The organism is Microbacterium gawkjiense (assembly GCF_031932225.1).
GTDB classification, from domain to species: domain Bacteria; phylum Actinomycetota; class Actinomycetes; order Actinomycetales; family Microbacteriaceae; genus Microbacterium; species Microbacterium gawkjiense.
On the sequence record NZ_JAUZVV010000001.1, the window covers coordinates 1,417,208 to 1,443,417 of the forward strand.

A 26,210-nucleotide genomic window follows, 5' to 3' on the forward strand; every position below is an offset into this window, starting at 1 on the left:
TCGTCGAGCGCCGGAACGGGCCCGGATAGACTGAGGGATGCCGCGTGTCGCGGCGTCCGCGCCCTCGCGCACCCTCTTCACGACGACCATTGGAGCCACCGTGGCCGAGCAGTCCCGTCTCGACAAAGTCATCGCCCTCGCCCGTCACCGCGGGTTCGTCTTCCAGGCGGGCGAGATCTACGGCGGGTCGCGGTCGGCGTGGGACTACGGTCCCCTCGGCACGGAGCTGAAGGAGAACATCCGGCAGCAGTGGTGGCAGACCTTCGTCCGCGGTCGCGGTGACATGGTCGGGCTCGACTCGTCGATCATCCTCCCCAAGCGCGTCTGGGAGGCGTCGGGTCACGTCGCGACCTTCACCGACCCGCTCGTGGAGTGCCTGCAGTGCCACAAGCGGTTCCGCGAGGACACGCTCATCGAGGACTTCGAGGCGCGCAAGGGACGCACGGCCGAGAACGGTCTCGGCGACGTGCCCTGCCCGAACTGCGGCACGAAGGGCCAGTACACCGAGCCGAAGTCGTTCTCGGGTCTCGTGAAGACCTACCTCGGTGTCGTCGACGACGAGAGCGGCCTCTACTTCCTTCGTCCCGAGACGGCGCAGGGCATCTTCGTGAACTTCTCGAACGTCCTCACCGCGAGCCGCAAGAAGCCGCCGTTCGGCATCGGCCAGGTCGGCAAGGCGTTCCGCAACGAGATCACCCCCGGCAACTTCATCTTCCGCACGCGCGAGTTCGAGCAGATGGAGATCGAGTTCTTCACGCCGCCGGCCGAGGCGGGCGAGTGGTTCGACCACTGGGTGCAGGCCTGCTGGAACTGGTTCATCGACCTCGGCATCGACCCCGAGAACATGCGCCAGTTCGACGTGCCCGAGGAGGACCGCGCGCACTACTCCGCCGGCACGATCGACGTCGAGTACCGCTTCGGTTTCGCCGGCAAGGAGTGGGGCGAGCTGATGGGTGTCGCCAACCGCACCGACTACGACCTGTCGAGCCACATCGAGGCCTCCGGGCAGAAGCTCACCTACTTCGATCAGGCATCCGGCGAGACCTACGTCCCGTACGTCATCGAGCCGTCGTTCGGTCTGACCCGCGCCATGATGGCGTTCCTCGTCGACGCGTACCGCGAGGAGGAGGTGCCGAACGCGAAGGGCGGCACCGACACCCGCACGGTGCTCGGCCTGGACCCGCGCCTCGCGCCCGTCAAGGTGGCGGTGCTGCCGCTCAGCCGCAACGAGCGCCTGTCGCCGCTGGCCCGCAAGGTGGCCGACGACCTGCGGGCGAACGGCTGGAACGTCGACTTCGACGACGCCGGCGCGATCGGCCGCCGCTACCGCCGTCAGGACGAGATCGGCACGCCGTTCTGCGTCACGGTCGACTTCGACTCGCTCGACGACGACGCCGTGACCATCCGCGACCGCGACTCGATGGCGCAGGAGCGCGTGGCCCTCACCGAGCTGCACGCCTACCTCGCTCCGCGCCTCCGCGGCGCCTGAGTCGGGCGCGGCGCGGTGCGGATCGTCGCGCATCTGATCGCGCTCCTCTGCGCGGTCGTGGCGATCGCGCTGTCCTTCCTCGTCGCCGTTCCGGTGACGGCAGCGGTCGAATCGGATGCCGGGGGCACCCCGCGTGCGCAGGGACTGGGAGCCCTGCTCGTCGTGCTCGGGCTGCGCGACGGTGAGATCGTCGACAGCGGCGCAGCCTGGATCGCTCGCGGGATGCTGCTCGGGATCGTCGTCGTGCTGGTCGTCGCGGTGCTCGTCGAACGCTCGGCGGGTGCGCGGAAGCGCTGAAATGCGTTCCGTCCCGCGAAGGGCCTGTCAGTCGAGGACGGTGATCGTCGCGCCCGGCAGCTCGTCGTCGACGACCCGGCGCAGGGTGTCGGAGAGGATGCCGCGCAGCACGCCCTCGTCGACCGCCGCGAGGTCCTTCACGTAGAGGCAGCCGGCGCCCGTCGTGTGCGGCCCGAGCCCCGCGAGCGCCTCCGTGTGCGCGTCGGTCCGGTCGAGGTAGATCGTCGTGGCGGCCTTGCGGGGCGAGAAGCCGAGCAGCGGCATCTCGCCCGTGGTGCCGGTCGCGTAACGGTAACGGCAGGCGCCGAAGCCGATGATCGACCCGGTCCACATCTGCGGCTCGCGCCCGGTGAGCTCCCGCAGCAGCGCGACGAGGGTCTCGGCATCCGAGCGGCGCGTCGCGGGCGTGACCTGCGCGACGAACTCGCCGACGTCGCGCCCCGTGCGCTCCACGGGTCAGCCCTTCGCGGCTTTGGCGGCGGCTTTGGCGGCGCGTTTGTGCTCGCGGACCTTCGCGAGCGACTCCGGCGAGACGATGTCGGCGACGGAGCGGAACGAGCCCTCCTCCCCGTAGGCGCCGGCGGCCTCCCGCCAGCCGGCTCCCGTGAAGCCGTACTGCTTGCCGAGGAGCGCGAGGAAGATCCGCGCCTTCTGGTCACCGAAACCCGGCAGCGCCTTGAGTCGCTTCAGCACGGTCGCGCCGTCCGGGTCGCCCTCGGTCCACAGCGCGGCGGCATCCCCGCCCCACTCGTCGACGAGTGCCTGGCACAGCGCCTGCACGCGACCGGCCATCGACCCGGGGAAGCGGTGCACGGCCGGGGTCTGACCGAACGCGGCGGCGAACTCCTCGGGGTCTGCGGCGGCGATGCCGGCGGCGTCGAGCCCGCCCGTGCGATCGCGGATCTTCAGCGGCCCGGCGAAGGCCGTCTCCATCGCGATCTGCTGGTCGAGCAGCATGCCGATCAGGAGGGCGAGCGGTTCGTCGGTGAGGAGCGCGTCGGCGGCCTCGTCGCCGGTGATGTGGAGGGCCATGCGTCCATGTTCCCACTCTCGGCTCGCGCGGGGTGGGGGAGGATGGACACCATGGATGCCGCGGCCGCCCCCGATCTCATCTCGCAGGCGCGACGTGCGCGCGTCGCCGTCGTCGGAGGCGGTGTCGCCGGGCTCGTCGCAGCGCTCGAGTGCGCCAAGCTCGGCATCCGGGTGACCCTGTTCGAGGCGGGGGACCGACTCGGCGGCATCGTCGCCGCCGCCGAGCTCGACGGCCGGCGGGTCGATGTCGCCGCTGACGGCTTCCGCGTCGCTCCGGGTGCCCTGCAGGAGCTCCTCGACGACCTCGGCCTCCGGGACGCGGTCGTGTCGGCGCGCGAGGCCGAGACCTGGGTCGCCGGACCTCACGGGGTCGCACCGCTGCCGGATGCGTCGATCCTCGGCATCCCGGCCAACCCCTTCGACGCCCGCGTGCGCCGGATCATCGGATGGTCGGGCACCTGGCGGGCCTATGTCGACCGGCTGCGGCCGCCGCTGACGATCGGCGCCCAGCGCAGCCTCGGGGCCCTCGTCGAGAGCCGGATGGGTCCGCGGGTCCTCGAGCGGATGGTCGCGCCGCTGACCTTCGGCATCCACGGCGTCCCTCCCGAGGAGGTCGACGTCGACCGAGCAGCCCGCGGCCTCAACGCCGCGCTCACGCGCACCGGTTCGCTCTCGGGCGCCGTCGCGCAGCAGCTGCCCGACGGCGACGCCGGCCCCTCGCGCGCCACGATCGAGGGCGGCATGTCGGTCTTCGTCGACGCCATCGCGCAGCGCCTCGCCGACCTCGAGGTCGACGTCCGCACCGGAACCGCGGCCACCGGGCTGCGGCGCACCGACGACGGCTGGACCGTGACGTGGACGGCGGAGGACGAGGAGCAGACCCTCGACGTCGACGCGGTCATCGTCGCGACCCCCGAGGGGCCCGCGCGGCGACTGCTCGCTCCCCACCTTCCCGGCCTCGACGGCGCCGTCCTCTCGCCGGAGGACGTCGACGTCGTGACGCTCGTCCTCGATGCCCCCGCCCTCGACGCCCGTCCGCGCGGTCACGCCGTCTACGCGGCTCCGGGCACCGCGGCGGCGATCGCGGTCGTGCACGCGACGGCGACCTGGCCGCACCGTGCGGGCGAGCCGCACATCGTCCGGGTGACGACACCGGCGAGCGACCTGGCCGACGGCGACGCGATCGCCGCGTCCACGGCCGCCGCCGCCGAGCTGCTCGGGGTCGACCTGGGCACCGTGCGCGGGACGCACCGCGCCCGCTGGTCGCGGTCGCTGCCGTCCTCCGCCCTGTCACCCGCGCGGGACGAGGTCCGCCGCGCCGTCCGGCAGGACGAGGGGCTCGGCGTCGTCGGCGCGTGGGTCGACGGCACCGGCCTCACGCGCGTCGTCGCCGATGCGAAGGACGAAGCGGAGCGCATCCGATCCGGCCTGCTGTGGCACGCGGGCGGGCAGGCTGCCTCCACCTGAGCCGCCTGTCAAGGGTGGATGCCGCGAACGGAATGCGCCGTTACGCTGGGTCCTCGGCATCACATCGCTTCGAACGTGAGGAATCGCCATGAAGGGCAAGATCGGAATCGTCGTCGGGCTCACCGCCGGCTACGTGCTCGGGGCCCGTGCGGGCCGCCAGCGCTACGAGCAGATCAAGGACGCGTACCTGCGCGTCTACAACACCCCCGCCGTCCAGAAGCAGGTCGACAAGGTCGGCGAGTTCGGCAAGTCGGCGGCCTTCGCCCTGCCGAGCGTGCTGTGGAGCAGCGCGGTGAAGATCACCCGCGCCGCCACCACGAAGGGCACCGCGGGCGACAAGCTCGACGCCGCCCTCGATGCGTCGAAGGACGCCGCGGACGACGTGAAGGATGCCGCCGAGACGACTGCCGACGCCGTGTCGAGCTCCGCCAAGCGGTCGACCGGCTCGGGCACCGCGAAGCGTTCCTCCGGCACCGGCACCAAGAAGTCCTCGTCCGCCTCATGAGCACGCCTCGCGGATTCCGCGACCGGGGTGACGACAGCCTCCTCGGTCTCGTCGGTGAGCTCCCCGAGCTCGTCAAGAACCTCATCGTCGCCGAGATCAACGCCGCGAAGGCCTGGGCGACGCGGACCGGGAAGGATGCCGGCGTCGTCGGCCTCTGGTTCGTCCTGGCGCTGTTCGTCCTGTTCTGGACCCTCCCGGCGATCGGTGCCTTCACGGTCATCGGTCTGTCCTCGTGGATGGCGCCCTGGCTGGCGGCGCTCATCCTTGTCGTGCTCGGTCTGCTGCTCGTGGTGATCTTCGGGATCCTCGGGATGCTGCGGATCAAGCGCATGAAGAACCGTGAGAACCCCGCGAAGGCCCTGTCGACCGACGCCCGAATCGTGAAGGAAGTGGCCGATGAGTTCTGACCTGCCCCGCACCGCCGTTCCGCTCGGCATCACGGACCCCGTCGAGCGCGCGCGCGCCGAGTTGAAGGCCGCGCTCGCCGCGATCGAGGAGAAGGCGAACGTCCCCAAGCGGGCCGCCCGCGCCACGCGGCGCGCCCAGGTCTCGGCCCGCGAGTTCGCGGACCGCAACCCCTCGGGTGCCGTCGTCGCCGCGGTCGGTGTCGCGGCCGCCATCGGGCTCGTCGTCTGGGGAGCCGTCCGGCTGTACACGCGCTGATCGGTGCGGCGGACCCCGTCGCCGCGACGTCGCTGACGACCGGGGGTATGCTCGGAGCAGGCAGCGGCGATGGTGCAGATGCTGCCGACGACAGGGTCCCGAACGTGCGCATCTGCGCGCATCCCTCCGCTGAGCGTCGGCCGTCTCGCTCGGGGGCGGCCACCGCCGACACGAGAGTCGAACCATGAACACACCTGCTGCGGCAGCACCGAAGCCCCTCAAGGGCTGGCGGGTGCTCGTCCCGCGCGGGGGTCCCTGGGGAGACAGCGTCGCCGCGGCGCTGCGCGCGCAGGGGGCGACGCCGGTGATCGCGCCGCTCATCAACTTCGCCCCGTCCGAGGATGCGACCGACCTCGAGTCGGCGCTCCGCGACCTCGCGTCGGGCGCCTTCGACTGGGTGACCCTCACGAGTTCGACGACCGTCGACGTCCTCCACGCCTACCGTGCGGTGATCCCTCCCACCACCCGCGTCGCCGCTGTGGGTGAGACGACCGCCGCGGCGCTCGGCGCCGTCGGCTACCGCGTCGACCTGGTCCCCGACGACGACAACTCGGCTGCGGGGATGGCGGCGCAGCTCATCGCCCTCGAGCCGAAGCCCATGCGGGTGCTGACGCTCCGCAGCGAACTGGCCAAGCCGGTCCTGACGCGGCTGCTCGTCGAGGCGGGGCACGACGTCCGCAGTGTCGTGGCGTACCGCACCGTCGGGGTGCCGGTCACCGAGAAGGTGGCCACCGACGTCCGTTCCGGGCGCATCAACGCGATCCTCGTCACCAGTGGCTCCGTCGCCGAACAGGTCCACGAGCAGTTCCCCGAGATCCCCGCGGGCACCGTGATCGCCGCGATCGGTCCCCGCACGGCGAAGGACGCCCGCCGCGCCGGGCTGGGGGTCAGCGTGATCGCGAAGGAGCAGACGGTCGCCGGGCTCATCGCCGCCGTGGCCCAGTTCCCGTTGCCGCACGCGATCGACGAGTTCGCCCCGCCGACCGGTTCGTTCCCCCGCATCCAGGGCTGAGGCGGATGGCCGAGACCGGATCGTTGCGGATGCGGCATCCGTCGTACGGGACGCGTTTGGCAGACTGATCCCATGGTGACGCTGCTGCTCGACTCGTCGCGACTGGAGGTCGCGCTCTCGGCCACCGAGCGTGCGCTGTCGTTCCGCAAGGACGCCGTCCGCGTCGAGCGCACCCACATCGCGAAGGTGCAGCTCGTCGACGACCCGTGGACGTGGCTGCGCGGGGTGCCGACACCCGGCACCGTCATCCCGCGGACCGTCGCGATGGGGCGGTGGCGCTCCGCCGGCGGCGACGATTTCGTGCTCGTGCGGCGGCGGCGCCCCTCGGTCGTGATCGACCTCGACGGCGACCCCGAGTTCCAGCGCCTCGTCATCACCACGCGACACGGGCTCGCCCTCGTCCAGGCCCTGCGCCTCGAAGCCGACGACGAGCCCGTGGATGTCGTCGAGCTCGTGACGACGGAGATCCCGGTGCAGCGACCGGATGCCGCGGCGGACGGGCCCGTGCGGGCGCCGCGTCGCCGGGCGCCACGACCCGCGCAGGCCTGACGCGCTCGGCCGGCACCGAGGATCCGGCCGGTAACGTTGCCCGGGTGAGTGAACCCGCGGCATCCCGTCTGCTCGTCCGTGCGGAGGGGAGCGTCGGACGCATCACGCTGAACCGGCCCGAGGCGATCAACGCCGTCGACCACGGCATGATCCGCGGCATCGCCGACGCGCTCGACGCGTGGGAGCATCACCCCGACATCCGCCTGATCCTGCTCGACGGCGCGGGCGAGCGGGGCTTCTGCGCGGGCGGCGACGTGCGCGCGCTGCGCGAGCAGATCCTGGCGGGCGAGGCCGAGGCGGCGATGGCGTTCTTCCGCGACGAGTACGCGCTGAACGCGAGGATCGCGGAGTACCCGAAGCAGGTCGTCGTCTTCGCCGACGGCGTGACGATGGGCGGCGGCATCGGCCTGGCGGGCCACGCCTCGGTGCGCCTGGTCACCGAGCGCTCCCGACTCGCGATGCCCGAGACCCGCATCGGCTTCACCCCCGACGTGGGCGGGTCGTGGCTGCTCGGCCGCGCGCCGGGACGGGTCGGCGAGTACCTCGCCCTGACGGGCGGGACGATGGATGCCGCCGACGCGATCCACGCCGGATTCGCCGACCACCTCGTGCCCGCCGACCGCCTCGGCGACGTGCGGCACGCCCTCGTCACGCGGGCCGACCCCGACACACCGACCGAGATCGCGATGCTGTTCGACGAGACCCCCGAACCCGGTCGTCTCGCCGCCTCGCGCGCGTGGATCGACGACGCGTTCGCCGCCGACACGGTCGCCGAGATCATCGCCCGCCTTCGCGAGCGCCCCGAAGCGGATGCCGCGGCCACGGCGGACCTGCTGGAGACCCAGGCTCCGACCGCGCTGACCGTCACCCTCGCTGCCGTGCGCTCGGCACGCGGGCTGCCGGACCTGCGCGCGGCCCTGGCGCAGGAGTACGCGCTCGTGGAATGGTTCGGCCGCACCCAGCCCGACCTCGTCGAGGGGATCCGCGCGCAACTCGTCGACAAGGACCGGGCGCCGCGCTGGCAGCCGGCCCGCCTGCACGAGGTCCCCGCTGAGACCGCCGACACCGCGCTCGCGTTCCGCCCGAGCGTCCCCCTCTGGAGCTGACGTGTTCGACAGTCCCCTCTCCGCGTCGGCGTACGAGGTCCTCGGCGTGGCCGCCGACGCGAGCGACGACGACCTGCGCAAGGCCTACCGGTTGCGTCTGCGGCAGACGCATCCCGACACCGGCGGCGACGCCGCGCAGTTCGTGCAGGTGCAGCGCGCGTGGGAGCTCGTGGGGACCGCCGAGGCCCGCGCGGCGTACGACCGCGGCCACGGCTTCGGCGAGACCGCCTCGTACGGCCCGGATCCGTCGGCCCCGATGTGGCGGCCCCCTGCCCGGCAGGCCGACACCCGGCCGCGCGCCCGCTCGTTCGGGCAGCCCGGCGGCTGGCGTCGCGAGCGGTACCTCGACCTGATCCGCGAGTGGGCGGGTCGCGGGGTGGACCTCGCCGACCCGTACGATCCCGCCCTCGTCCGCAGCGCGCCGCACGAGGTGCGACGCCTGCTCGCGGATGCGCTCGCCGAGGAGGCGACGGCGCGGATCGTCGCCGAGCTCGGCATGGGGTACACCGTGTGGCACGACGTGGCGGCCGACGCGCGGAACCCGGACGTGAAGCTCGACCACATCGTGCTGGGGCCGAGCGGCCTCTACGCCGTGCTGTCGGAGGACTTCGGCGCGCCGGTGCGCACCCGCCGCGGCGAGCTCGAGGGCGACGCGGTCGTCGGCGCTCCCGTCGCGCAGCTCGTGCTCGCGGCGCGCGCGCTCGGCCGTGCGGCGAAGGTGCGGTTCAGCGCCGCGCTCGTCGTCCTCCCCGACGACGACGTCGCGACGGCGGTGGAGGAACTCGGCAAGGTGAAGGGTCTGCCCGTCGCCGTCGTCGCCCGCAGCGTCCTCGCGACGGTCCTCCGCCGCGGCGTCAGCGGTGCGCGCGACATCGGCGGCAACGAGCTCTTCGACGTGCGGACGCGACTGCAGCAGACCGTCCGCTTCGCCTGAGTCTCAGTCGCCGCCGCCCACGAGCTGCATCGGGTGCGTGAGGCGCCACCACGGGTCGGGGCCGGAGATCGCGGTCTTCACGCTCACCGGCACCTCGACCTGGTCGGCCGGCCCCGAGAGGACGAGCGTGCCCGCATCCGCTCCGGCCGCGGCATCCGCCTCGATGTCGAAGGATGCCTCGGCCGTCGCCGTCGCACCGTTCCACAGGTGCAGCTCGGCGTCCTCGTCGGTGACGAGCGTGGTCTTCGCGCCCCAGGCCGTGGTGACCTCGGCGACCACCGTGCCGGCGGGGAGGGTGGAGGTGACGGACGCCTCCTGCGCGACGGCGTCGAGCAGGGCTTCGGTATCGTCGACGCGGGCGCCGTCCGTCGGCGCGCCGGCCACGGAGGCGAACAGGGCCGTGGGGCCGCCGCCGAGGTCGACCGTCCGCGCGGCGACGAGGTTGTAGTAGCCCGCGTAGCTGCCGGTCTTCAGACCCACGACGTCGTCGGTGCCGAGCAGGGCGTTGGTGTTCTCGAACTCGCCCGCGCCGGGCAGCTCCGCGGTCTCCGTGGCGACGATCTCGGCGATCACGGGGTTGGCGAGCGCCTTCTCGGCGAGGGCGACCATGGCCGCCGGGGTGGCGACGTTGCCGCGGTCGTAGCCGGAGGCATCCGTCACCGTGATGCCGTCGAGCCCGTTCTCGGCGAGCCACGCATTCGCGGCGGTGACGTACTCCTCGACGGAGCCGAACGCGTCGGTCGCGAGACGGTCGGCGTAGTTGCTGGCCGAGGCGATGAGCATGCCCTGAAGCATCTGGTACTCGGTCAGCGAGCCGTCGTCGGGGACGTTGAGCGCCGACTGGTTCTGCCCGACGTAGTCCCAGTACTCCAGGCGGTCGGCGTACGTGAACGCGTACTCGGGGCCCTGCTCGCCGGCGGCGAGGGGCGCCTGGTCGAGGATGACGAGGGCGGTCACCAGCTTGGTCGTGCTCGCCATCTGCGCCGGCGTCTCGGACGAGGCCGCGGGAGCGAACCCGGTGATGCCGACGGCGGATTCGCCCTCGGCGGGCCACGCGATCGCACTCGCCGCCCCCGTCAGGGCGGCGGCGTCGGTCGTCGTCGCCGAGGGCGTCACGTTGTTCAGGGGCCAGAGCAGCATGGCGCTCGTGTAGGCCGTCACGACCGCCAGGACGGCGAGGGCCGGAATGCCGAGGACGGCGAGCGGGATGCCGCGCCGCCGACGCTCGGGCGGCAGCAGTTCGAAGGTCGCGGGCTGAGCCTGGGAGGCGCTCACCGGACGCCCCTCCTCGTCGACCCACCCGAGCGCACGGTGATCGGCGGCGGGGGATGCAGGCGTCGCACCGCGCCGGCGTCGGCGCGTGCGGGAATCGGCGTCGTCCACGGTCACCGGACAACGGTAGCGCGCTCTCCCTGTGGCTATACTCGACGCACACCCACGGGAGTCCGGTGAGCCGGGCTGAGAGGAAGCGATCCACGCTTCGACCGTCGAACCTGATCCGGATCATGCCGGCGCAGGGAGGAGAGAGAAATGCACGCTGTCGCGTCCACGTCCGAGACCCGGACCACCACGTCGCCGAACCGCTCGCGTTGGCGGGTCGTCGACATCGTCGTCGCCGCCGTCCTCGGTGTCGCGGTGGGCCTGCTGTTCTGGTTCTGGAACGGCGTCGGTTACGGCTGGTTCGAGGTGATGGATGCCGCGACCCCCGGCCTCGGCGGCTTCGCCGTCGGCATCTGGCTCATCGGCGGTGTCATCGGCGGTCTCGTGATCCGGAAGCCCGGCGCCGCGCTGCTCGTCGAGGTCGTCGCCGCGGCCGTCTCGGCCACGATCGGCAACATCTGGGGCCCGTCGACGCTGCTGTCGGGCCTCGTCCAGGGCCTCGGCGCCGAGCTCATCTTCGCCGTGTTCCTCTACCGCCGCTTCGGCATCGGTGTGGCCGCGCTCGCCGGCGTCGGCGCGGGCGTCGCCGCGTGGATCTTCGAACTGTTCTTCGGCTCGACCCCGAACATCCTGAAGACGCTCGAGTTCAACCTCATCTACCTCGGCACGATCATCGTCTCGGGCGTCGTGCTCGCCGGCGTCGTGGGCTGGCTGCTCGTCCGGGCTCTCGCGAAGACCGGTGCCCTCAGCCGGTTCGCCGCGGGTCGAGAACAGGCGGACGAGGTCTGACCACCGGATCCCGCCCGGCCGGACTCCGCGCACGCGGCTGGGGGTGGCGCTACGCGGGCCGTCGCCGACCGGCCGTCGCGGACGTCGACCTCGACATCGCCCCCGGCGAGCGGGTGCTCCTGCTCGGTGCATCGGGCGCGGGCAAGTCGACGCTCCTCGCGGGGATGGCGGGGCTGCTCGGCGGTGACGAGGACGGCGAGGCGTCGGGTCGGATGACGATCGACGGCGCCGACCCGAGCACGCAGCGCGGCCGTGTCGGCCTCGTGCTGCAGGATCCCGACGCCGGGGTCGTGCTCTCCCGCGTCGGCGACGACGTGGCATTCGGTTGCGAGAACCTCGGCGTCCCGCCCGAACGCATCCCGGTGCGGGTGCGCGCCGCGCTCGACGCCGTCGGGCTCGACGTCCCGCTCGACCGCGAGACCGCGCGGCTCTCGGGCGGCCAGAAGCAGCGCCTCGCGATCGCGGGCGCCCTCGCGATGGACGCGGGTCTGCTGCTGCTCGACGAGCCGACCGCCAACCTCGACCCCGTCGGGGTCCGCGAGGTGCGCGCCGCGGTCGGACGGGCGGTGGAGGCCACGGGCGCCACCCTCGTCGTGATCGAGCACCGGACGGACGTGTGGGTGGAGCTCATGACGCGAGTCGTGGTCCTCGACGCCGAAGGGGGTCTGCTCGCGGACGGGACGCCCGCGGAGGTGTTCACCCGCCACGCGGCGACCCTGCTCGCGGCCGGGGTCTGGCTGCCGGGTCACCCCGTCGACCTGCCCGCGCTGCCGGCCGTGACGGCGGACGTCCCCGCCGCCCTCCGGGCGAGGGGGCTGGCCGTCTCGAGGGACGGGCGGACGCCGGTGCGCGAAAGGCTGGACCTCGAGGTGGCGGCGGGAGCGGCATCCGTCATCACCGGACCCAACGGCGTCGGCAAGTCCACCCTCGCACTGACCCTCGCGGGGCTCCTGCCGGAGTTCGCCGGGACCGTCGAGGCGGACACCGTGCCCGTGGGGCGTCGGGGAGCGCGGCCCTCCCGCTGGAGTTCGCGCGAACTCCTCACCCGGATCGGCACCGTGTTCCAGGATCCCGAGCACCAGTTCCTCGCCTCGACGGTGCGCGCTGAGCTCGAGGTCGGACCGCGCGCCCTCCGGCGCCCGTCCCGCGAGATCGACGCCGTCGTGGACCGGCTGCTCGACGAGCTCGGGCTCACCGCGCTCGCGCGGGCCAATCCGTTCACGCTGTCGGGCGGTCAGAAGCGGCGGCTGTCGGTGGCCACCGTCCTCGCCACATCGCCCGAGGTCATCGTCCTCGACGAGCCGACGTTCGGGCAAGACCGTCGCGGTTGGGCCGGCATCGTCTCGCTGCTGCAGGCGCAGGTCGCCGACGGGCGCGCGGTCGTCGCGGTGACGCACGACGAGGATGCGGTGCGGCTGCTCGGCGGACGGCACATCGAGCTCGCGGCGGGCGCGTCATGAACCTCGCGGCGGCCGGCACCGGGACCGCGAGGCGGGACGCGTGGCTCGACGGGGTGAACCCGGCGGTCCGCATCCTCCTCGCCTTCGTGCTGGCCATCCCGATGCTGACGACGATCGACGCGGTCAGCGCCGGTGTCGCCGTCGTGCTGATGGTGCTGTGCATCCCGCTGACCGGGATCGGGTTCGGGGCGACCCTGCGGCGGATGGCGCCGGTGCTCGTGCTGATGCCGGTCGCCGGGTTGAGCATGCTGCTGTACGCCGAGCCGGGCGGGCGCGTGTACGCCTCGTTCTGGTACGCGACGATCAGCGACGCGTCGATCGGGTTCGCGGTGGCGGTCGGGGTGCGGGTCATCGCGCTCGCGCTCCCGACAGTCCTGCTGTTCAGCCGCGTCGACCCGATCGAGCTCGCCGCGGCGCTCGCTCAGATCGTGCGGCTGCCCGCGCGACTCGTGCTCGGGGTGCTGGCCGGGACGCGCACGCTCGGGCTGTTCGTTGACGACTGGCGGGCCATGCGCCTCGCGCGGCGGGCGCGCGGCGTGGGGGACCGGAACGCCGTGCGCCGGTTCTTCTCGATGGCGTTCGTGCTCCTCGTCTTCGCAGTGCGTCGCGGCACGCGCCTCGCGACCGCGATGGAGGCGCGCGGGTTCGGCGCGCCCGTCGAACGCACCTGGGCCCGCACGTCGCGGCTGTCCCGCCGGGACGCGGTCGCCGTGGTCGGTGCGCTGGCGATCGTGGCCGTGGCGATCTCTGTCGCCGTGGCCGTCGGCTCGTTCCGCGTCGTCTGGATGTGAGTCGCCGGTCAGAGCGCGTAGGCGAAGCAGATCGAACGGGGCATCGTCTCGGCGTACGGCTCGTAGACCGGGATGCGGGTGAATCCGAGCGACTCGTAGAGGGCGACCGATTCGGGCTGCGGGATGCCGGTCTGCAGGATGACCCGATCGGCACCGCCCGCGCGTGCCCGGTCGAGCGCGGCGCCCATGAGGGTTCGCGCGATGCCGCGACCCCGCGCCGCCTCGGTGACGACGAGGCGCTTGATCTCCCACTCCTCGCCGAGGCGACGGAGGATGACGTGGCCGGTCGGTGTGCCGTCGGCATCCACCGCGATCAGGGTCGCGACGATCTCGTCGGGGTGCATCGCGAGGGCGCGGGAGCGCGCGGCCTTCCGCTCGGCGGACTCGTCGCCGTGGAACCCGTCGTAGCGGGCGCCGAGGTCGGCATCCAACTCGTCGCGTAGCGCCGCCGCGCGCGGGTCGTCCCACGCGACCTCGAGGATGCGGGACCCGGTGCTCGTCCGTTCGCTCACCGGTCGAGCCTAAGCGCCCGCGGGGCGTCGAGGCGGCGGACGAGGCGGGCGGGCGCGGTCCGGCGATACGAGGCGTCGAGGAGTTCGCCGAGCTCGGTCTCATCCGTCTCGTCGAGGTCGACGCCGAGCCAGCCGGAGGGGCCGAGGTAGGCCGGCGTCCAGAACCGCGGGTCTTGGCGCAGTGCCGGCTCGTCGTCCCGATCCGGGAGGATCATGACCGCCGCATCGTGGCGCTCGAAGTCACCGGGACCGCGTCGGACCGAGCCGCCGAAGTAGGCGAACACCTTAGTCGTGAAGAACGTCGGCCGACCGTGACTGACCTTCTCCCCGGCCTCGGGGAGGGCGAGCGCGTGACGCCGGACGAGGGCGAGCAACGGATCGTCGTCGCGGAACATCAGCGGGTGCTCGGCCACGGCTCCATCCTGGCCCTCGGGGGCATCCTCCTGCTAGCGTCCGCGACATGACGACAGCCACTCCTGCGCGCCTGCGGTGGAGCGGCGCGGGCGCCGTCCTGGCCGTCGCCGTCCTGCAGGTGGTCGCCGTCGTCGTCACTGCAGTGTTGTGGTTCTTGCGCACCGTCTTCGCTGGCGGAGCATGCACGCCCCGCTGCGACTGGGCGACAGCGGATGCCGCGGGCGTGCTCTTCGCTTCGTCGATACTCGCGAGCGTCGCCCTCACGGCCACCGCCGCGATCGTCGCAGGGTGGACAGGGCGCGACCTCGCCTGGGTCCCGCTGGTCTCGACCGCTCTGGTGGTCGTGGGCTACCTGGCCGCGGCGGCGCTCTTCGACGCTGCGATGCGCTGACGGGTCAGGTCGCGTTCCAGAGGTCGCGGTAGTAGGCGAGGCGCTCCTCGTCGGGCGCGACGCCGTACGCCTCGAGCAGCAGGCCGTCCCACCCGGGGCCGTAGTTCCAGCCGGTGCTCATCGCGGCGACGGCGATGTCTCCCCAGCGGTCGCCGAGGCCGAGCTGCCCGAGGTCGACGTGACCGCTCCACCGGCCGTCGTCCCCGATGAGCGTGTTGGGCGCGCAGGCGTCGCCGTGGCAGACCACGAGCTGCTCAATCGACGGCGCCTCGCGCAGCTCGTCGGGGACGATCACCCCGCGCGCCGCGGCGTTCGCGACGCGCGACGGCACGGTCCAGTCGAAGGGACAGGATGCAGCCGGCAGGCTCTCGTGCAGGGCGCGCAGGCCCTCGCCGATCGCCCGGACCGCGGTCTCCGGCCGCGCGACCCACGCCGGATCTACCGCCGAGAGGCCGGTGAGGGCGCGGGTCACGAGCCACTCCGTCTCGCCGTCGTCGCCCTGCTCGATCACCGTCGGCACGCGAACGTAGGGAGCTGCCCAGGCCATCCGCTCCGCCTCATCCGCCATCGAGGTCTCGAGATGGACCAGACCGATCTTGATGAACCGGTCATCGTCGGTTCGGAACGTCTGCCCGCCGAGCTTGTTCTCCCACACCGGCAGGAGTGCCGCACCGCGCGCGAGGCGGCGCGCGATCGGGGGGACGGGCGCGTCGGCGAGGGGGATGGACATCCCTCCATCCTGTCGCCCACCGTCGCGGACGGCTAGCCTGGAGGCATCCGGCTGCCGTGGCACCCAGTCGCGCGTAGGGTGGAACCCGATCCCGTTCGAAGGAGAGCGCATGGACATCGCCGCAGCATCCGCCCTCGTCACCGGCGGGGCCAGCGGACTCGGTCTCGCCACGGCCCGCCGCCTCGCCGCGCAGGGTGCGCACGTCGTCATCGTCGACCTGCCGACCTCATCCGGGTCCAACGTCGCCGCGGAGCTCGGCGGGACCTTCGCCGCCGCCGATGTGACGGATGCCGCGCAGGTGCAGGCGGCCGTGGCCGCGGCATCCGCCGTCGCCCCGCTGCGCGTCGCCGTCAACTGCGCCGGGATCGCGCCGCCCGCGAAGGTCCTCACCCGCGACGGTTCGCCAAGCCCGATCGCCGACTTCGAACGGATCATCCGCATCAACCTGATCGGCACCTACACCGTCATCGCCCACGCGGCGGCGGCGATGGCGGCGACCGAACCGACGGCATCCGGGGACCGCGGCGTCATCGTGAACACCGCGTCGGTCGCGGCCTTCGAAGGTCAGATCGGGCAGCCCGCGTACGCGGCCAGCAAGGGCGGTGTGCACGCGATGACGCTGCCGATCGCGCGCGAACTGGCGCGCTCGGCGATCCGCGTCTGCACGATCGCGCCCGGGATCATGGAGACCCCGATGCTCGCGGGGCTCCCCGAGGCGGCGCAGGAGTCGCTCGGCCAGCAGGTGCCCTACCCGGCGCGGCTCGGCAAGCCCGACGAGTACGCCGCGCTCGTGCAGCACATCGTCGAGAACGGCTATCTCAACGGCGAGACGATCCGTCTCGACGGTTCGATCCGCATGGCCCCGAAGTGAGTGGAGACCCGATGAGCGATTCGATCCTGCTGCGCCGCGAGGGCGCCCTCGCCCGGCTGACCTTCAACCGCCCGGCGTCCCTCAACGCGATGGACTTCGAGATGGGCACGCGCTGGCGCGACCTCGCGCACGAGCTGACGCGCGACGACACGGTCGGCGCGATCGTGTTGGATGCCGCGGGCCCGGCGTTCTGCGCCGGCGGCGACGTCGTGCAGATGGCGACCTCCGGCGGCAGCGGTGGCACGATCACCGAGATGGCCGGAGTGATCCACGACGGCATCAGGACTTTCGTGGAGTCGTCGATCCCGATGGTCGCGGCGGTGCAGGGAGCGGTCGCCGGCGGCGGTCTCGGTCTCATGCTGACGGCGGACTACATCGTCGCCTCGCCGCGCGCCGTGTTCGTCAGCAAGTACGCGAACATCGGGCTCACCCCCGACCTCGGCGTCTCGACGCTGCTGCCGGCGGCGGTCGGACAGCGCCGCGCGCTGCAGCTGCTGCTCACCGACACGACGATCGACGCGCCGACCGCGCTCGAGTGGGGGCTCGTCGCCGAGGTCGTCGACCAGCCCGGGGAGCGTGCCGACGAGATCGCGCGGGCCTGGCTCGACGGCGCAACCGGCGCGTTCGGGCAGGCGAAGCGCCTCGTCCGCACCGGCGCCGCGCGGCCGTTCGCCGACAACCTCGACGACGAGGCCCGCACGATCGGTGCTGCGTTCGACACCCCCGATGCGGCGACGCGGATCGCCGCGTTCGCCGCGGCATCCCGTTCGCGCCGTTCCTGACCCTCCTGGAGAACCCATGACCCTCGTCGGAAAGACCATCCTCATGTCGGGCGGCAGCCGCGGCATCGGCCTCGCGATCGCGCTGCGCGCCGCGCGCGACGGCGCGAACATCGCGCTGCTCGCCAAGACCGACACCCCGCATCCCAAGCTCGAGGGCACGGTGCACTCGGCGGCCGAGCAGATCCGCGCGGCGGGGGGTCGTGCGCTGCCGATCGTCGGCGACGTCCGCGACGACGGCGACATCACCGAGGCCGTCATGAAGACGCAGGGCGAGTTCGGCGGCATCGACATCGTCGTCAACAACGCCTCGGTCATCGACCTCTCGGGCTCGCTCGAGCTCGCCGCGAAGAAGTACGACCTCATGCAGGACGTCAACGTGCGCGGCACGTTCATGCTGTCGCGGGCGGCGCTCCCGATGCTGAAGGATGCCGCGAACCCCCACATCCTCTCGCTGTCGCCGCCCCTCAACCTCTCGCCGAAGTGGCTCGGTGCGCACACCGGCTACACCCTCGCGAAGTACGGCATGACGATGGCGACCCTCGGCATGGCGGCCGAGTTCGCGAAGGACGGCGTCGCCGCCAACACGCTGTGGCCGCAGACGACGATCGCGACGGCGGCAGTGCAGTTCGCCCTCGGCGGCGACCGGATGATGAAGGTCAGCCGCACCCCCGAGGTCTACGCCGACGCGGCGTACGCGGTGCTCTGCAAGCCGGCGCGCGAGTACACCGGGCAGACGCTCATCGTCGAGGACGTGCTGAGGGATGCCGGTGTCACCGACTTCGCGCGCTACGCCGCGACGCCCGGCACCCCCGACGCCGAGCTGTTCCCCGACATCTTCCTCGACTGAGACCCACAGCCGGACGCACGGCCGTGAACGCGCAAACGCGCGCCCGCGCGTCAGACCAGGCCGAGCTTCACGAACGCGTTCCACACACCGTCGTCGAGCACGTCGGTCGTGACGTTGCCCGCCCGCTCCTTGAGGGCGGGATCGGCGTTGCCCATGGCGACGGGGGAGCCGACGACGTCGAACATCTCGGCGTCGTTCCAGCTGTCGCCGATGCCGATCGCGTCGGCGGCGTCGAGGCCGAGGATGTCGAGCACGCGCACGATCGCCGAACCCTTGTTCGTCCCCGCCAGTCCGATCTCCCCGTTGGACCCGCCGGGGAGGGGGATGCTGCCGGGGATGACGTGGAAGCGCTCGCCGAGGTCGGCCTGGGCCTTGTCGACGCTGTCGGAGCGCTTGCTGATGAACGTGGTCTTCGCGATGGCGTCCAGGTCCGCCTCGCCGACGGGACGGTAGGTGACGATCGGCTTCGGGTCGACGGCATCGGTCTGTCCGAGCCGGCGGGCGTCCTCGAGGTGACGCTTGCGGCGCTCGGCGAAGTACTCGTCGAGCATCGCACCGACCCCGTCGCTCGCGTAGACGGCCTCGTTCGACTGCAGGAAGTAGTCGATGTCCTCCGCCTCGAAGTAGGTGATCAGCCGGTCGGTGTCCTCGCGCGGCATCGGGTCGGCGAACAGCAGCTCGTCGCCGCGCACCGCGTAGGCGCCGCCGTTGGTGATCGCGCCGTCGTAGCCGATCTCGCGGACCTTGGGGTGGATGTCGCCGGCGGCGCGTCCCGTGCAGAGGTAGACGAGGTGGCCGTTCTCGCGTGCCGCCCGGATCGCGGTGATCGTCGAGTCGGCGATGGCCGTTCCGTGCTCGAGGATGGTTCCGTCCACGTCCAGGAAAGCGATGCGCGTCATGCCTCCATTCTCCCGGATGGAGAGAGGCGGCCGGTTCAGAGCTGCTTGCGCAGGAAGACCTGCTCGGTGCCGTCGTCGCCGGGGACGCGCTCGCTCTCCTCGTACCCCTCGCGTTCATACAGGCGGATGTTCGCCTCGCTGAGCGACCCCGTGAAGAGTTCGGCCGTCGTCGCGCCGGCCTCACGGCCCCGCTCCTCGACCGCGGTGAGCAGGCTCGTGCCGAGCCCGGCACCCTGCTGGTCGGGGGCGATCGCGATGCGGCCGATGAGGAGCAGGTCGCCGTCGACGCGGGCGCGCACGCAGCCCACCATGCGCTCGCCGTCGAGGGCGACGCATCCGAGGTTGTCCTTGAGTTCGGCGCGGACCTCGTCGAGCGTCTGCGTGAGCGGCGGCATGTCGACGGCGTCGTAGATGAGCGCCTCCTGCACGAAGGCGGCCCGCTGCAGGGTGAGCACCTCGCCCGCGTCGTCGACGGAGATCGGGCGGATGCGGGGAGTCGTCACATCATTCAGCGTAATGCGGCACCGGGGACGAAGCCCCGCGCGCCTAAAGTGACCGCATGCCCGATGTCCGCGCCGCGATCGCCGACCGTCCGCTCGTCCTGGACGGCGGACTCGGGACGATGCTCGAGGCTCGGGGGCACGATCTCGCCGGCGCACTCTGGTCGGCCGGTGTCCTCATCGACGCGCCGGGCGACGTCCGCGACGTGCACGCCGAGTTCGTCGCCGCAGGCGCCGAGGTGATCACCACCGCCTCGTACCAACTCGGGTACGACAACCTCGGTGCGGCCGGGTACGACAACGCGGCCGTCGACGGGCTGCTCGGGGCGTCGGTCCGGCTCGCACGCGAGGCGGCGGCGGGACGGGCGTGGGTCGCGGCATCCGTCGGTCCCTTCGGAGCCGTGCGTGCCGACGGCAGCGAGTACACGGGCGCCTACGGGATGTCGGTCGGGGACCTCGCCCGCTGGCATCGCCGCCGCATCGAGGCGCTCGCCGGTGCCGGCCCCGACCTGCTCGCCATCGAGACCATCGCCTCTCCCGCCGAGGTCGAGGCGATCGCCCTCGCGCTCGACGGGATCGACGTGCCCGCGTGGATCTCGCTGTCGGCGGCGAGCACGGCGTTCGACGACGGCGGCTTTGCGGACGCGCTCGCCACGGCAGCCTCCGCGCCGGGCGTCGTCGCGGTCGGCGCGAACTGCTGTCCGCCCGAGCTCATCCCCGCCGTGCTCGGCGGCGTGCCGGCCGGGGTCGCCGCCGTCGTCTACCCGAACAGCGGCGAGACGTGGGATGCGGCATCCCGATCCTGGCGCGGCGAGGCGGGAGCCGCTTTCGCCGAAGCAGAGGCGTGGGTGGATGCCGGTGCCCGCCTCATCGGCGGGTGCTGCCGGACAACCCCCGCCGACATCGCGGCGCTCGCCGCCCGGCTCGCCGGCCCGGGAAACAACGATGCGGCCGTGGCGAACCACGACCGCATCGGAGGGTGAGTCAGCGCGAGAGCGATGCGCCGTTCGTGCGGATCACTTCGGCGTACCAGTCGAACGACGCCTTCTTGTAGCGCTCGAGCGAGCCCGACCCGTCGTCGTTCCGGTCGACGTAGATGAAGCCGTACCGCTTGCTGAGCTGCGCGGTCGACGCCGAGACGAGGTCGATGCAGCCCCACGTCGTGTACCCCATGAGGTCGACGCCGTCGGCGATCGCCTCACCGACCGCCTCGAGGTGCGCCTGAAGGTAGGCGATGCGGTAGTCGTCTTGGACGGTCTTCACACCGTCGACCTCGACGAGCTGGTCCTTCGCGCCCAGGCCGTTCTCGACGATGAACAGCGGCTTCTGCCAGCGGTCCCAGAACTGGTTGAGCACGAGACGCAGGCCCACGGGGTCGATCTGCCAGCCCCACTCCGACTCCGTGAGCGTCGGGTTCTTGACGCCGCCGAACAGGTTGCCTTCACCCATGATTCGCTTCGACTCGTCGGTCGTCTCGCAGATCGAGGAGTAGTAGCTGAAGGACACGAAGTCGACGGTGTTCTCCTTCAGGAGCGCACGGTCCTCGTCGGTGATGGTGAGTTCGACGCCCCGCTCGCGGAGGCTCCGCAGGTAGTAGCCGGGGTACTCGCCGCGCACGTGGATGTCGCCGAAGGCGAGGTTCACCCGCTCCGTCGTGAGTGCGGCGAACACGTCATCGGGGTTCGGGGTCAGCGGGTAGACCGGCATCGACAGCACCATGCAGCCGATCTGCGCATTCGGTGCCAGCTCGCGGGCGGCCTTCGTCGCCAGAGCGGATGCCACCAGCTCGTGGTGGATCGCCTGGTACAGGTCCGAGGGAGACAGCTCGTCCTTCGGGGTGTTGATCCCGCCCGACATGAACGGGGCGTGGACGATCGAGTTGATCTCGTTGAAGGTCAGCCAGTACTTCACCCGGGCGCCGTAGCGCGAGAAGAGCGTCCGCACGTAGCGCTCGTAGAACCCGATCATGTCGCGGTTCACCCAGCCGTCGTAGGTCTCGGCGAGGTGCAGCGGGGTCTCGTAGTGCGAGATCGTGACGAGCGGCTCGATGCCGTGGCGCTCGAGCTCGTCGAGGACGCGGTCGTAGAAGGCGAGGCCGGCCTCGTTCGGCTCGGTCTCGTCGCCCTTCGGGAAGATGCGGCTCCAGGCGATCGAGAACCGGAAGGTCTTGAACCCCATCTCGGCGAAGAGCGCGATGTCCTCCGCGTAGCGGTGGTAGAAGTCGATGGCGACCTGCTTGAGGTTGTCATCCGTCGGGCCGGCGCTCCGCGGGGTCATGATGCCCTGCGGCATCACGTCCTGGATCGAGAGTCCCTTGCCGTCTTCGAGGTACGCGCCCTCGAGCTGGTTCGCGGCGGTCGCGCCGCCCCAGAGGAAGCCGTCGGGGAACGAGATGGTGCTCATGAGTCGCTTTCGTGTCGTGTCGTGTGTCTTCGAGGGGGAGGGTGGATGCCGGGTGCCCCCGCTTCGGGTGCGGCGACACCCGGCATCCGGATCGGATCAGGCCGTGACGGCAGCGGACTCGACCGAGACCGCCGTGAACAGCGGCTCGCCGTGCGCGACCGGGCCCGAGGTGCGGCCGGTGATCGCGGGGTAGAGCTCGCCGTTGGTGACGACGATCGGCGTGGTCAGGTCGTACCCGGCCTTCTCGATCGCGTCGCCGTCGAACTCGACGAGCAGGTCGCCGGCTTTCACCTGCTGACCCGTCGTGACCTTGACGTCGAAGTGGCGGCCGCCGAGCTTGACGGTGTCGATACCGATGTGGATGAGCACCTCGGCGCCGTCGGCGTGCCGCAGTCCGATCGCGTGACCGGTCGGGAAGGCGGCGGCGATCGTCGCGTCGAAGGGGGCGTACAGCGCGCCGCTCCGGGGGAGGATCGCGACGCCGTCACCGAGGGCGCCCTCGGCGAAGGCGGCGTCGGGGGTCTCGGACAGCGGGACGACCGTGCCGTCGAGGGGGCTGAGCACCTCGAGGTCGGTCGGGGCCGTGGCGGTGGCGGGCTCAGCGTCCTCGGCCGGCTCGACGAAGCCGACGATGACGGTCAGCAGGAACGGCACGGCGATCGCGACGAGCAGACCGATGCCGAGGAACACCATGTTCCCGTTGCCGAGCAGAGCCGGCAGGGCGAGGCCCGACGGCACGACGAACGCCTTCGCGAAGACGCCGCCGATCGCGATGATCGCACCGCCGATCGCGCCACCGACGATGCCGAAGGCGAACGGGCGCTTGAGGGGCAGGTTGATGCCGTAGATCGCGGGCTCGGTGATGCCGGCGAGGAAGCCCGACAGGGTCGCGGGAGCGGCGAGCGACTTGAGGTTCTTGTTGCGGGCCCGCACCCAGACGCCGGCGACGGCGGCGGCCTGCGCGAGGACGGCGGCGAAGACGGGACCGACGAGCGAGATCTGACCCGTCGTCTGGAACTCGAGCGTGAACAGCGGCACGAGGCCCCAGTGGAGACCGAAGATGACGAAGACCTGCCACAGGCCGCCCATGATTGCGCCGCCGAGCCACGGCAGGGTCTCGAACATCCAGCCGATACCCTTGCCGAGGCCGCCGCCGAGGAGGTCCGAGATCGGCCCGATCACGACGAAGACGAGCGGGACGGCGAGGAGCACGACGATCATGGGGGTCATGAAGCGCTTCACGGCGCCGGGGAGCACGCGGTAGAGGACCTTCTCAGCGTGGCTCTGCAGCCACACGATCACGATGATCGGGATGACGCTCGAGACGTAGCTGACCATCGTGAACGGGATGCCGAAGAAGGTGAGACCCGGCTGGCCGACGAGGCCGGCCATCGTCGGGTAGACGAGCGCGCCGGCGATCGCCAGCGACGTCCACTCGTTGGCCTTGAAGTAGCGCGCCGCGGTGATCGACAGGGCGATCGGCAGGAAGTTGATGAAGGCGTCCGACAGGGCGTTGAGGACGGCGTAGGTCGAGGTGTCGGTGGCGATCCAGCCGAACGTGACGGCGGCGGCGAGGAACGCCTTCAGCAGACCGGTGCCGGCGAGGGCCCACAGCACCGGCGTGAAGATCGCCGAGATCATCGAGATGAAGCGGTTGAAGAGGTTGCCCTTCGGGGCATCCGTCGTCGCACCGTCGGCCGAGGCCGCGCCGAGCTTCGAGATCTTGCCGATCTCGGCGAAGACGTCGGGGACGTCGTTGCCAATGACCACCTGGTACTGGCCGCCGGCCTGGGCGACCGTCACGACCCCGGGGGTCGCCTTCACGGCGGCGGTGTCCGCCTTCGACTCGTCCTTCAGCACGAAGCGCAGGCGGGTGGCGCAGTGCACGAGCGAACTGACGTTCTCTTCTCCGCCGACGCCCTTCAGGACGCCGGCCGCGGTCTTCGAGTAGTCCATCGGGACACGCTCTTTCTTGCCGCATCGGCGCGGCAGTCTCGGGTGGTACACGCGGCCGGGCCGTTTCCGGACAACAAAAAAACCTGAACTCGTTCACCGCTCGTGTGAGCGATATGAGTTCAGGTTTTGCCTGCTGCCGCAGTAACAATCCGTCGCGTCGCAGGTCTGCATCGGCCTGCGAGGGGAGACGCTAGCATGCATCCGAATAGGACGCCAGCGTCATTCCTCCGCAGCGGATGCCGGCGGTGCCGCGACCTGCGACGCGAGCCGCTCGACGTGCACGATGACGTACAGCAGCTCCTCATCGGTCAGTTCGGACTCGGTCGCGGCCTTGACGTAGGCCTTGACCTCCTGGGCGATGGCGAACGAGCGCGGGTAGCTGTGCTTGGCGAACTCGAAGAACGAGCTGTCGGCGCTGCGGAGCATGGACCGCGACACCAGTCGCTGGAGCAGGAACTGGATGTGCAGCACGAACCGGGCGTAGTCGGGGCTCTCGACGTCGAGCTTCACCCCGAGCCCGTTCTCGACCGTCATCACGACGTGCTGCACGCGTCGGAACAGCAGGGCGGCCGTCCCGTTGGGTTCGTCGCGGGTCGCGTTGAGGACGTGCATCGTGAGGAAGACGGCCTCCTCGGCGGGCAGTTCGGTCTCCAGCGCGGCGGAGATCGACTCGGCCATGGTCCTGGCCGCGGAGAACTCGGCCGGGTGCAGCACGCGGAGCTCGGGCATGTTCGCGGCGGGGATCCGGATGCCCTTCTCGAGGCGCTCGAGCACGAACTGGACGTGGTCGATGACCGCCATGGTGAGCCGGCGCCCGAGGTGGTGGCCGAGCGAGCGCTCCGCCTGATCGACGGCGCGGGAGACCGCCTCGACGATCGCGTACGGGGTGTCCGCCAGCATCCGCCGTTCGCGTTCGCCGTCCTCGCCCGTCTCGAGGATGAAGGTCTTCTCGACCTTGGCGGGATCGAGGGTGTCGGACGGCTTCAGCTGGAAGCCGAGCCCGCGGCCCATGAGCACGCGCTCCCGACCCTGCTCGTCGAGGGAGATGACGACGTTGTTGTTGAGCACCTTGTGCACGACCGTCCCGCGCCGCTGCGGAGCCCCATCCGTCATGGCGACGAGTCTAGAGCCGCCCGGCATCCGCCCAGCCCGCCGCCGGTAGCCTGGAAGGCATGACCGAGTCCACTCCCGCGCGCCCTGAGGGCATGTCCGCCGTGCGCTCGACGACGCCGAAGCAGGTGCGTCCCGCGACCGAGGGGTGGACGCAGGCGAAGGATGCCGAGGGCCGCCCGCTCCTGCAGTTCGCGAGCCCCAAGCGGGGCAAGCCGCCGGTGCACCTCGCCGACCTGGATCACGACGCGCGCGTAGAGAAGCTGAAGGAGCTCGGGATGCCGGGGTTCCGCGCCGCGCAGCTCGAGAAGCACTACTTTCAGCACTACACGTCCCACCCCGCCCACATGACCGACCTGCCGGCGGCGAACCGCGACGAGCTCGTCGGCGGGCTGCTGCCGAACCTCATGACCGAGGTGCGCCGGCTCGAGACCGACGGCGGCGACACGATCAAGTTCCTCTGGCGTCTGCACGACGGCGCACTCGTCGAGTCCGTCCTGATGCGCTACACCGGGCGCATCACGCTGTGCGTGTCGAGCCAGGCCGGCTGCGGCATGAACTGCCCGTTCTGCGCCACCGGCCAGGCGGGCCTCACCCGCAACATGTCGGCGGCCGAGATCGTCGACCAGGTCGTCCGCGCCAACCGCCTCATCGCCGACGGCGGCCTGGGCGATCCCCGCAAGGTCGGCCACAAGGACGAGCGCGTCACGAACATCGTCTTCATGGGCATGGGGGAGCCCCTCGCCAACTACGCCCGCGTCATGCAGGCCGTCCGCACGATGGTCGACAAGAAGCACGGGCTCGGCATGAGCGCCCGCGGCATCACGGTCTCGACCGTCGGGCTCGTGCCGGCGATCCGCAAGCTGTCCGCCGAGGAGATCCCGGTCACCTTCGCACTGTCGCTGCACGCCCCCGACGACCACCTGCGCGACGAGCTGATCCCGGTCAACTCGCGCTGGAAGGTCGATGAGGCCCTCGACGCCGCGCGCGAGTACTTCGACAAGACCGGGCGTCGCGTCTCGATCGAGTACGCGCTCATCAAGGACATGAACGACCACGCCTGGCGCGCCGATCTCCTCGCCGAGAAGCTCAACGCGCGCGGTCGCGGCTGGGTGCACGTCAACCCGATCCCGCTGAACCCGACGCCGGGGTCGATCTGGACCTCGTCCGACGTCGACGTGCAGAACGAGTTCGTCCGCAGGCTCAACGACGCCGGCATCCCGACGACCCTCCGCGACACCCGCGGCAAGGAGATCGACGGCGCGTGCGGTCAGCTCGTCGCGACCGAAGAGGATCAGGCCGCGGCGGCATCCGTCTGACC

The 26,210-nt window shown here is 71.6% G+C and carries 30 protein-coding genes and 1 riboswitch; of the genes, 19 read left to right on the top strand and 11 right to left on the bottom strand.

Translation table 11 applies throughout. The annotated features are described in order from the left end of the window. The first annotated feature begins 100 nt into the window (after nt 1–100). The gene (locus tag Q9S71_RS06875; RefSeq protein ID WP_311861716.1) at nt 101–1,489 is read left to right on the top strand and encodes a glycine--tRNA ligase; all 1,389 of its coding nucleotides are present in this window, start codon (nt 101–103) and stop codon (nt 1,487–1,489) included. A gap of 15 nt (nt 1,490–1,504) precedes the next feature. Then, on the top strand, nt 1,505–1,786 hold the full coding sequence (locus tag Q9S71_RS06880) for a hypothetical protein (RefSeq protein ID WP_311861353.1): 282 nt from the start codon (nt 1,505–1,507) through the stop codon (nt 1,784–1,786). Between the two features lie 27 nt (nt 1,787–1,813). On the opposite strand, the gene Q9S71_RS06885 is transcribed toward Q9S71_RS06880, so the two are convergent. Then, nucleotides 1,814–2,239, bottom strand: a complete 426-nt coding sequence (locus Q9S71_RS06885; protein WP_311861354.1) for a DUF1801 domain-containing protein — start codon at nt 2,237–2,239, stop codon at nt 1,814–1,816. Nucleotides 2,240–2,242: 3 nt separating this feature from the next. Next, nucleotides 2,243–2,818, bottom strand: coding sequence for an HhH-GPD-type base excision DNA repair protein (locus tag Q9S71_RS06890; protein WP_217532432.1), 576 nt, complete (start codon nt 2,816–2,818; stop codon nt 2,243–2,245). Between the two features lie 51 nt (nt 2,819–2,869). On the opposite strand from Q9S71_RS06890, the gene Q9S71_RS06895 reads away from it, so the two are divergent. The 8 genes from Q9S71_RS06895 (at nt 2,870) to Q9S71_RS06930 (ending at nt 9,054) form a co-directional block, all read left to right on the top strand. Further along, nucleotides 2,870–4,285 carry a protoporphyrinogen/coproporphyrinogen oxidase gene (locus tag Q9S71_RS06895; RefSeq protein WP_311861355.1) on the top strand — a complete coding sequence of 472 codons (1,416 nt, stop codon included), beginning with the start codon at nt 2,870–2,872 and terminating at the stop codon, nt 4,283–4,285. Between the two features lie 88 nt (nt 4,286–4,373). After that, nucleotides 4,374–4,790: a hypothetical protein gene (locus tag Q9S71_RS06900; protein ID WP_064003418.1), complete on the top strand. Its 417-nt coding sequence runs from the start codon at nt 4,374–4,376 to the stop codon at nt 4,788–4,790. Further along, entirely contained in the window at nt 4,787–5,197 is a 411-nt protein-coding gene (locus Q9S71_RS06905) for a phage holin family protein (protein WP_064003417.1), read from the top strand. Before Q9S71_RS06900 ends, Q9S71_RS06905 begins: the two co-directional genes overlap by 4 nt. Further along, nucleotides 5,187–5,453, top strand: coding sequence for a hypothetical protein (locus tag Q9S71_RS06910; RefSeq protein WP_064003416.1), 267 nt, complete (start codon nt 5,187–5,189; stop codon nt 5,451–5,453). Before Q9S71_RS06905 ends, Q9S71_RS06910 begins: the two co-directional genes overlap by 11 nt. Before the next feature lie 184 nt (nt 5,454–5,637). After that, the gene (locus Q9S71_RS06915) at nt 5,638–6,465 is read left to right on the top strand and encodes a uroporphyrinogen-III synthase (protein WP_311861359.1); all 828 of its coding nucleotides are present in this window, start codon (nt 5,638–5,640) and stop codon (nt 6,463–6,465) included. A 72-nt stretch (nt 6,466–6,537) separates the two neighbouring features. Continuing rightward, nucleotides 6,538–7,014 carry a hypothetical protein gene (locus Q9S71_RS06920; protein WP_253035249.1) on the top strand — a complete coding sequence of 159 codons (477 nt, stop codon included), beginning with the start codon at nt 6,538–6,540 and terminating at the stop codon, nt 7,012–7,014. Between the two features lie 44 nt (nt 7,015–7,058). Next, nucleotides 7,059–8,120, top strand: a complete 1,062-nt coding sequence (locus Q9S71_RS06925) for an enoyl-CoA hydratase/isomerase family protein (protein ID WP_311861360.1) — start codon at nt 7,059–7,061, stop codon at nt 8,118–8,120. A gap of 1 nt (nt 8,121) precedes the next feature. After that, nucleotides 8,122–9,054 carry a J domain-containing protein gene (locus Q9S71_RS06930; RefSeq protein WP_311861361.1) on the top strand — a complete coding sequence of 311 codons (933 nt, stop codon included), beginning with the start codon at nt 8,122–8,124 and terminating at the stop codon, nt 9,052–9,054. A gap of 3 nt (nt 9,055–9,057) precedes the next feature. Here the strand turns inward: Q9S71_RS06930 and Q9S71_RS06935 are convergent, their stop codons facing one another. Next, nucleotides 9,058–10,443 carry a D-alanyl-D-alanine carboxypeptidase family protein gene (locus Q9S71_RS06935; protein WP_311861362.1) on the bottom strand — a complete coding sequence of 462 codons (1,386 nt, stop codon included), beginning with the start codon at nt 10,441–10,443 and terminating at the stop codon, nt 9,058–9,060. Nucleotides 10,444–10,481: 38 nt separating this feature from the next. Next, nucleotides 10,482–10,592: riboswitch (TPP riboswitch) on the top strand. On the opposite strand from Q9S71_RS06935, the gene Q9S71_RS06940 reads away from it, so the two are divergent. The 3 genes from Q9S71_RS06940 (at nt 10,585) to Q9S71_RS06950 (ending at nt 13,474) form a co-directional block, all read left to right on the top strand. Next, a complete protein-coding gene (locus tag Q9S71_RS06940; RefSeq protein ID WP_253035253.1) occupies nt 10,585–11,223 on the top strand; it encodes an ECF transporter S component in 639 nt (212 codons plus the stop codon). (Overlaps the previous riboswitch by 8 nt.) Further along, nucleotides 11,220–12,683, top strand: a complete 1,464-nt coding sequence (locus Q9S71_RS06945; RefSeq protein WP_311861717.1) for an ABC transporter ATP-binding protein — start codon at nt 11,220–11,222, stop codon at nt 12,681–12,683. The genes Q9S71_RS06940 and Q9S71_RS06945 overlap by 4 nt, the downstream gene beginning before the upstream one ends. Then, complete coding sequence (locus tag Q9S71_RS06950) at nt 12,680–13,474, top strand: energy-coupling factor transporter transmembrane component T family protein (RefSeq protein ID WP_311861363.1); 795 nt, start codon at nt 12,680–12,682, stop codon at nt 13,472–13,474. Before Q9S71_RS06945 ends, Q9S71_RS06950 begins: the two co-directional genes overlap by 4 nt. 8 nt (nt 13,475–13,482) lie before the next feature. Here Q9S71_RS06950 and Q9S71_RS06955 read toward each other — a convergent pair whose 3' ends face one another. Both Q9S71_RS06955 and Q9S71_RS06960 read right to left on the bottom strand, forming a co-directional pair. Continuing rightward, nucleotides 13,483–13,986, bottom strand: a complete 504-nt coding sequence (locus tag Q9S71_RS06955; RefSeq protein WP_311861364.1) for a GNAT family N-acetyltransferase — start codon at nt 13,984–13,986, stop codon at nt 13,483–13,485. After that, nucleotides 13,983–14,399, bottom strand: coding sequence for an MmcQ/YjbR family DNA-binding protein (locus Q9S71_RS06960; RefSeq protein ID WP_311861365.1), 417 nt, complete (start codon nt 14,397–14,399; stop codon nt 13,983–13,985). The genes Q9S71_RS06955 and Q9S71_RS06960 overlap by 4 nt, the downstream gene beginning before the upstream one ends. 47 nt (nt 14,400–14,446) lie before the next feature. Here Q9S71_RS06960 and Q9S71_RS06965 point away from each other — a divergent pair, with 47 nt between their 5' ends. Further along, nucleotides 14,447–14,791: a hypothetical protein gene (locus Q9S71_RS06965; RefSeq protein WP_311861366.1), complete on the top strand. Its 345-nt coding sequence runs from the start codon at nt 14,447–14,449 to the stop codon at nt 14,789–14,791. A gap of 4 nt (nt 14,792–14,795) precedes the next feature. Here the strand turns inward: Q9S71_RS06965 and Q9S71_RS06970 are convergent, their stop codons facing one another. Then, nucleotides 14,796–15,521, bottom strand: a complete 726-nt coding sequence (locus tag Q9S71_RS06970) for an aminoglycoside 3'-phosphotransferase (protein ID WP_311861367.1) — start codon at nt 15,519–15,521, stop codon at nt 14,796–14,798. Between the two features lie 109 nt (nt 15,522–15,630). On the opposite strand from Q9S71_RS06970, the gene Q9S71_RS06975 reads away from it, so the two are divergent. Genes Q9S71_RS06975 through Q9S71_RS06985 form a run of 3 tightly spaced genes read left to right on the top strand, consistent with a single transcriptional unit; the run spans nt 15,631 to nt 18,021 of the window. Next, nucleotides 15,631–16,392 (top strand): SDR family NAD(P)-dependent oxidoreductase, encoded by a 762-nt coding sequence (locus Q9S71_RS06975; RefSeq protein ID WP_311861368.1) that lies wholly within the window; start codon nt 15,631–15,633, stop codon nt 16,390–16,392. A gap of 11 nt (nt 16,393–16,403) precedes the next feature. Continuing rightward, nucleotides 16,404–17,174 (top strand): enoyl-CoA hydratase/isomerase family protein, encoded by a 771-nt coding sequence (locus tag Q9S71_RS06980; RefSeq protein WP_311861370.1) that lies wholly within the window; start codon nt 16,404–16,406, stop codon nt 17,172–17,174. 16 nt (nt 17,175–17,190) lie between these two features. Continuing rightward, on the top strand, nt 17,191–18,021 hold the full coding sequence (locus tag Q9S71_RS06985) for an SDR family oxidoreductase (protein ID WP_311861371.1): 831 nt from the start codon (nt 17,191–17,193) through the stop codon (nt 18,019–18,021). A 50-nt stretch (nt 18,022–18,071) separates the two neighbouring features. On the opposite strand, the gene Q9S71_RS06990 is transcribed toward Q9S71_RS06985, so the two are convergent. Both Q9S71_RS06990 and Q9S71_RS06995 read right to left on the bottom strand, forming a co-directional pair. Then, nucleotides 18,072–18,920: a Cof-type HAD-IIB family hydrolase gene (locus Q9S71_RS06990; protein ID WP_311861372.1), complete on the bottom strand. Its 849-nt coding sequence runs from the start codon at nt 18,918–18,920 to the stop codon at nt 18,072–18,074. Nucleotides 18,921–18,955: 35 nt separating this feature from the next. Beyond that, complete coding sequence (locus tag Q9S71_RS06995) at nt 18,956–19,423, bottom strand: GNAT family N-acetyltransferase (protein WP_311861373.1); 468 nt, start codon at nt 19,421–19,423, stop codon at nt 18,956–18,958. 56 nt (nt 19,424–19,479) lie between these two features. Here Q9S71_RS06995 and mmuM point away from each other — a divergent pair, with 56 nt between their 5' ends. Beyond that, on the top strand, nt 19,480–20,403 hold the full coding sequence (gene mmuM, locus Q9S71_RS07000) for a homocysteine S-methyltransferase (protein WP_311861374.1): 924 nt from the start codon (nt 19,480–19,482) through the stop codon (nt 20,401–20,403). A gap of 1 nt (nt 20,404) precedes the next feature. Here the strand turns inward: mmuM and Q9S71_RS07005 are convergent, their stop codons facing one another. The 3 genes from Q9S71_RS07005 to Q9S71_RS07015 all read right to left on the bottom strand — a co-directional run bounded on the left by Q9S71_RS07005 (nt 20,405) and on the right by Q9S71_RS07015 (nt 24,892). Then, nucleotides 20,405–21,823 carry a glycoside hydrolase family 1 protein gene (locus Q9S71_RS07005; protein WP_311861375.1) on the bottom strand — a complete coding sequence of 473 codons (1,419 nt, stop codon included), beginning with the start codon at nt 21,821–21,823 and terminating at the stop codon, nt 20,405–20,407. Between the two features lie 96 nt (nt 21,824–21,919). After that, nucleotides 21,920–23,779 (bottom strand): beta-glucoside-specific PTS transporter subunit IIABC, encoded by a 1,860-nt coding sequence (locus Q9S71_RS07010; RefSeq protein WP_311861377.1) that lies wholly within the window; start codon nt 23,777–23,779, stop codon nt 21,920–21,922. Nucleotides 23,780–23,998: 219 nt separating this feature from the next. Then, nucleotides 23,999–24,892 carry a PRD domain-containing protein gene (locus Q9S71_RS07015; protein WP_311861378.1) on the bottom strand — a complete coding sequence of 298 codons (894 nt, stop codon included), beginning with the start codon at nt 24,890–24,892 and terminating at the stop codon, nt 23,999–24,001. Nucleotides 24,893–24,951: 59 nt separating this feature from the next. On the opposite strand from Q9S71_RS07015, the gene rlmN reads away from it, so the two are divergent. After that, nucleotides 24,952–26,208 carry a dual-specificity RNA methyltransferase RlmN gene (rlmN, locus tag Q9S71_RS07020; RefSeq protein WP_422880335.1) on the top strand — a complete coding sequence of 419 codons (1,257 nt, stop codon included), beginning with the start codon at nt 24,952–24,954 and terminating at the stop codon, nt 26,206–26,208. Nucleotides 26,209–26,210 lie beyond the last annotated feature (2 nt).

What these genes read in the sequence shown, in the direction of transcription:
- Q9S71_RS06890 (WP_217532432.1), bottom strand. Translation starts at nt 2,818, where the DNA reads ATGGCCCTCCACATCACCGGCGACGAGGCCGCCGACGCGCTCCTCACC.
- Q9S71_RS06985 (WP_311861371.1), top strand. Translation starts at nt 17,191, where the DNA reads ATGACCCTCGTCGGAAAGACCATCCTCATGTCGGGCGGCAGCCGCGGC.
- Q9S71_RS07005 (WP_311861375.1), bottom strand. Translation starts at nt 21,823, where the DNA reads ATGAGCACCATCTCGTTCCCCGACGGCTTCCTCTGGGGCGGCGCGACC.
- Q9S71_RS06915 (WP_311861359.1), top strand. Translation starts at nt 5,638, where the DNA reads ATGAACACACCTGCTGCGGCAGCACCGAAGCCCCTCAAGGGCTGGCGG.
- Q9S71_RS06910 (WP_064003416.1), top strand. Translation starts at nt 5,187, where the DNA reads ATGAGTTCTGACCTGCCCCGCACCGCCGTTCCGCTCGGCATCACGGAC.
- Q9S71_RS06895 (WP_311861355.1), top strand. Translation starts at nt 2,870, where the DNA reads ATGGATGCCGCGGCCGCCCCCGATCTCATCTCGCAGGCGCGACGTGCG.
- Q9S71_RS06980 (WP_311861370.1), top strand. Translation starts at nt 16,404, where the DNA reads ATGAGCGATTCGATCCTGCTGCGCCGCGAGGGCGCCCTCGCCCGGCTG.
- Q9S71_RS06950 (WP_311861363.1), top strand. Translation starts at nt 12,680, where the DNA reads ATGAACCTCGCGGCGGCCGGCACCGGGACCGCGAGGCGGGACGCGTGG.
- Q9S71_RS06905 (WP_064003417.1), top strand. Translation starts at nt 4,787, where the DNA reads ATGAGCACGCCTCGCGGATTCCGCGACCGGGGTGACGACAGCCTCCTC.
- mmuM (WP_311861374.1), top strand. Translation starts at nt 19,480, where the DNA reads ATGCCCGATGTCCGCGCCGCGATCGCCGACCGTCCGCTCGTCCTGGAC.
- Q9S71_RS06900 (WP_064003418.1), top strand. Translation starts at nt 4,374, where the DNA reads ATGAAGGGCAAGATCGGAATCGTCGTCGGGCTCACCGCCGGCTACGTG.
- Q9S71_RS06990 (WP_311861372.1), bottom strand. Translation starts at nt 18,920, where the DNA reads ATGACGCGCATCGCTTTCCTGGACGTGGACGGAACCATCCTCGAGCAC.
- Q9S71_RS06940 (WP_253035253.1), top strand. Translation starts at nt 10,585, where the DNA reads ATGCACGCTGTCGCGTCCACGTCCGAGACCCGGACCACCACGTCGCCG.
- Q9S71_RS06970 (WP_311861367.1), bottom strand. Translation starts at nt 15,521, where the DNA reads ATGTCCATCCCCCTCGCCGACGCGCCCGTCCCCCCGATCGCGCGCCGC.
- Q9S71_RS06920 (WP_253035249.1), top strand. Translation starts at nt 6,538, where the DNA reads ATGGTGACGCTGCTGCTCGACTCGTCGCGACTGGAGGTCGCGCTCTCG.
- rlmN (WP_422880335.1), top strand. Translation starts at nt 24,952, where the DNA reads ATGACCGAGTCCACTCCCGCGCGCCCTGAGGGCATGTCCGCCGTGCGC.
- Q9S71_RS07015 (WP_311861378.1), bottom strand. Translation starts at nt 24,892, where the DNA reads ATGACGGATGGGGCTCCGCAGCGGCGCGGGACGGTCGTGCACAAGGTG.
- Q9S71_RS07010 (WP_311861377.1), bottom strand. Translation starts at nt 23,779, where the DNA reads ATGGACTACTCGAAGACCGCGGCCGGCGTCCTGAAGGGCGTCGGCGGA.
- Q9S71_RS06975 (WP_311861368.1), top strand. Translation starts at nt 15,631, where the DNA reads ATGGACATCGCCGCAGCATCCGCCCTCGTCACCGGCGGGGCCAGCGGA.
- Q9S71_RS06965 (WP_311861366.1), top strand. Translation starts at nt 14,447, where the DNA reads ATGACGACAGCCACTCCTGCGCGCCTGCGGTGGAGCGGCGCGGGCGCC.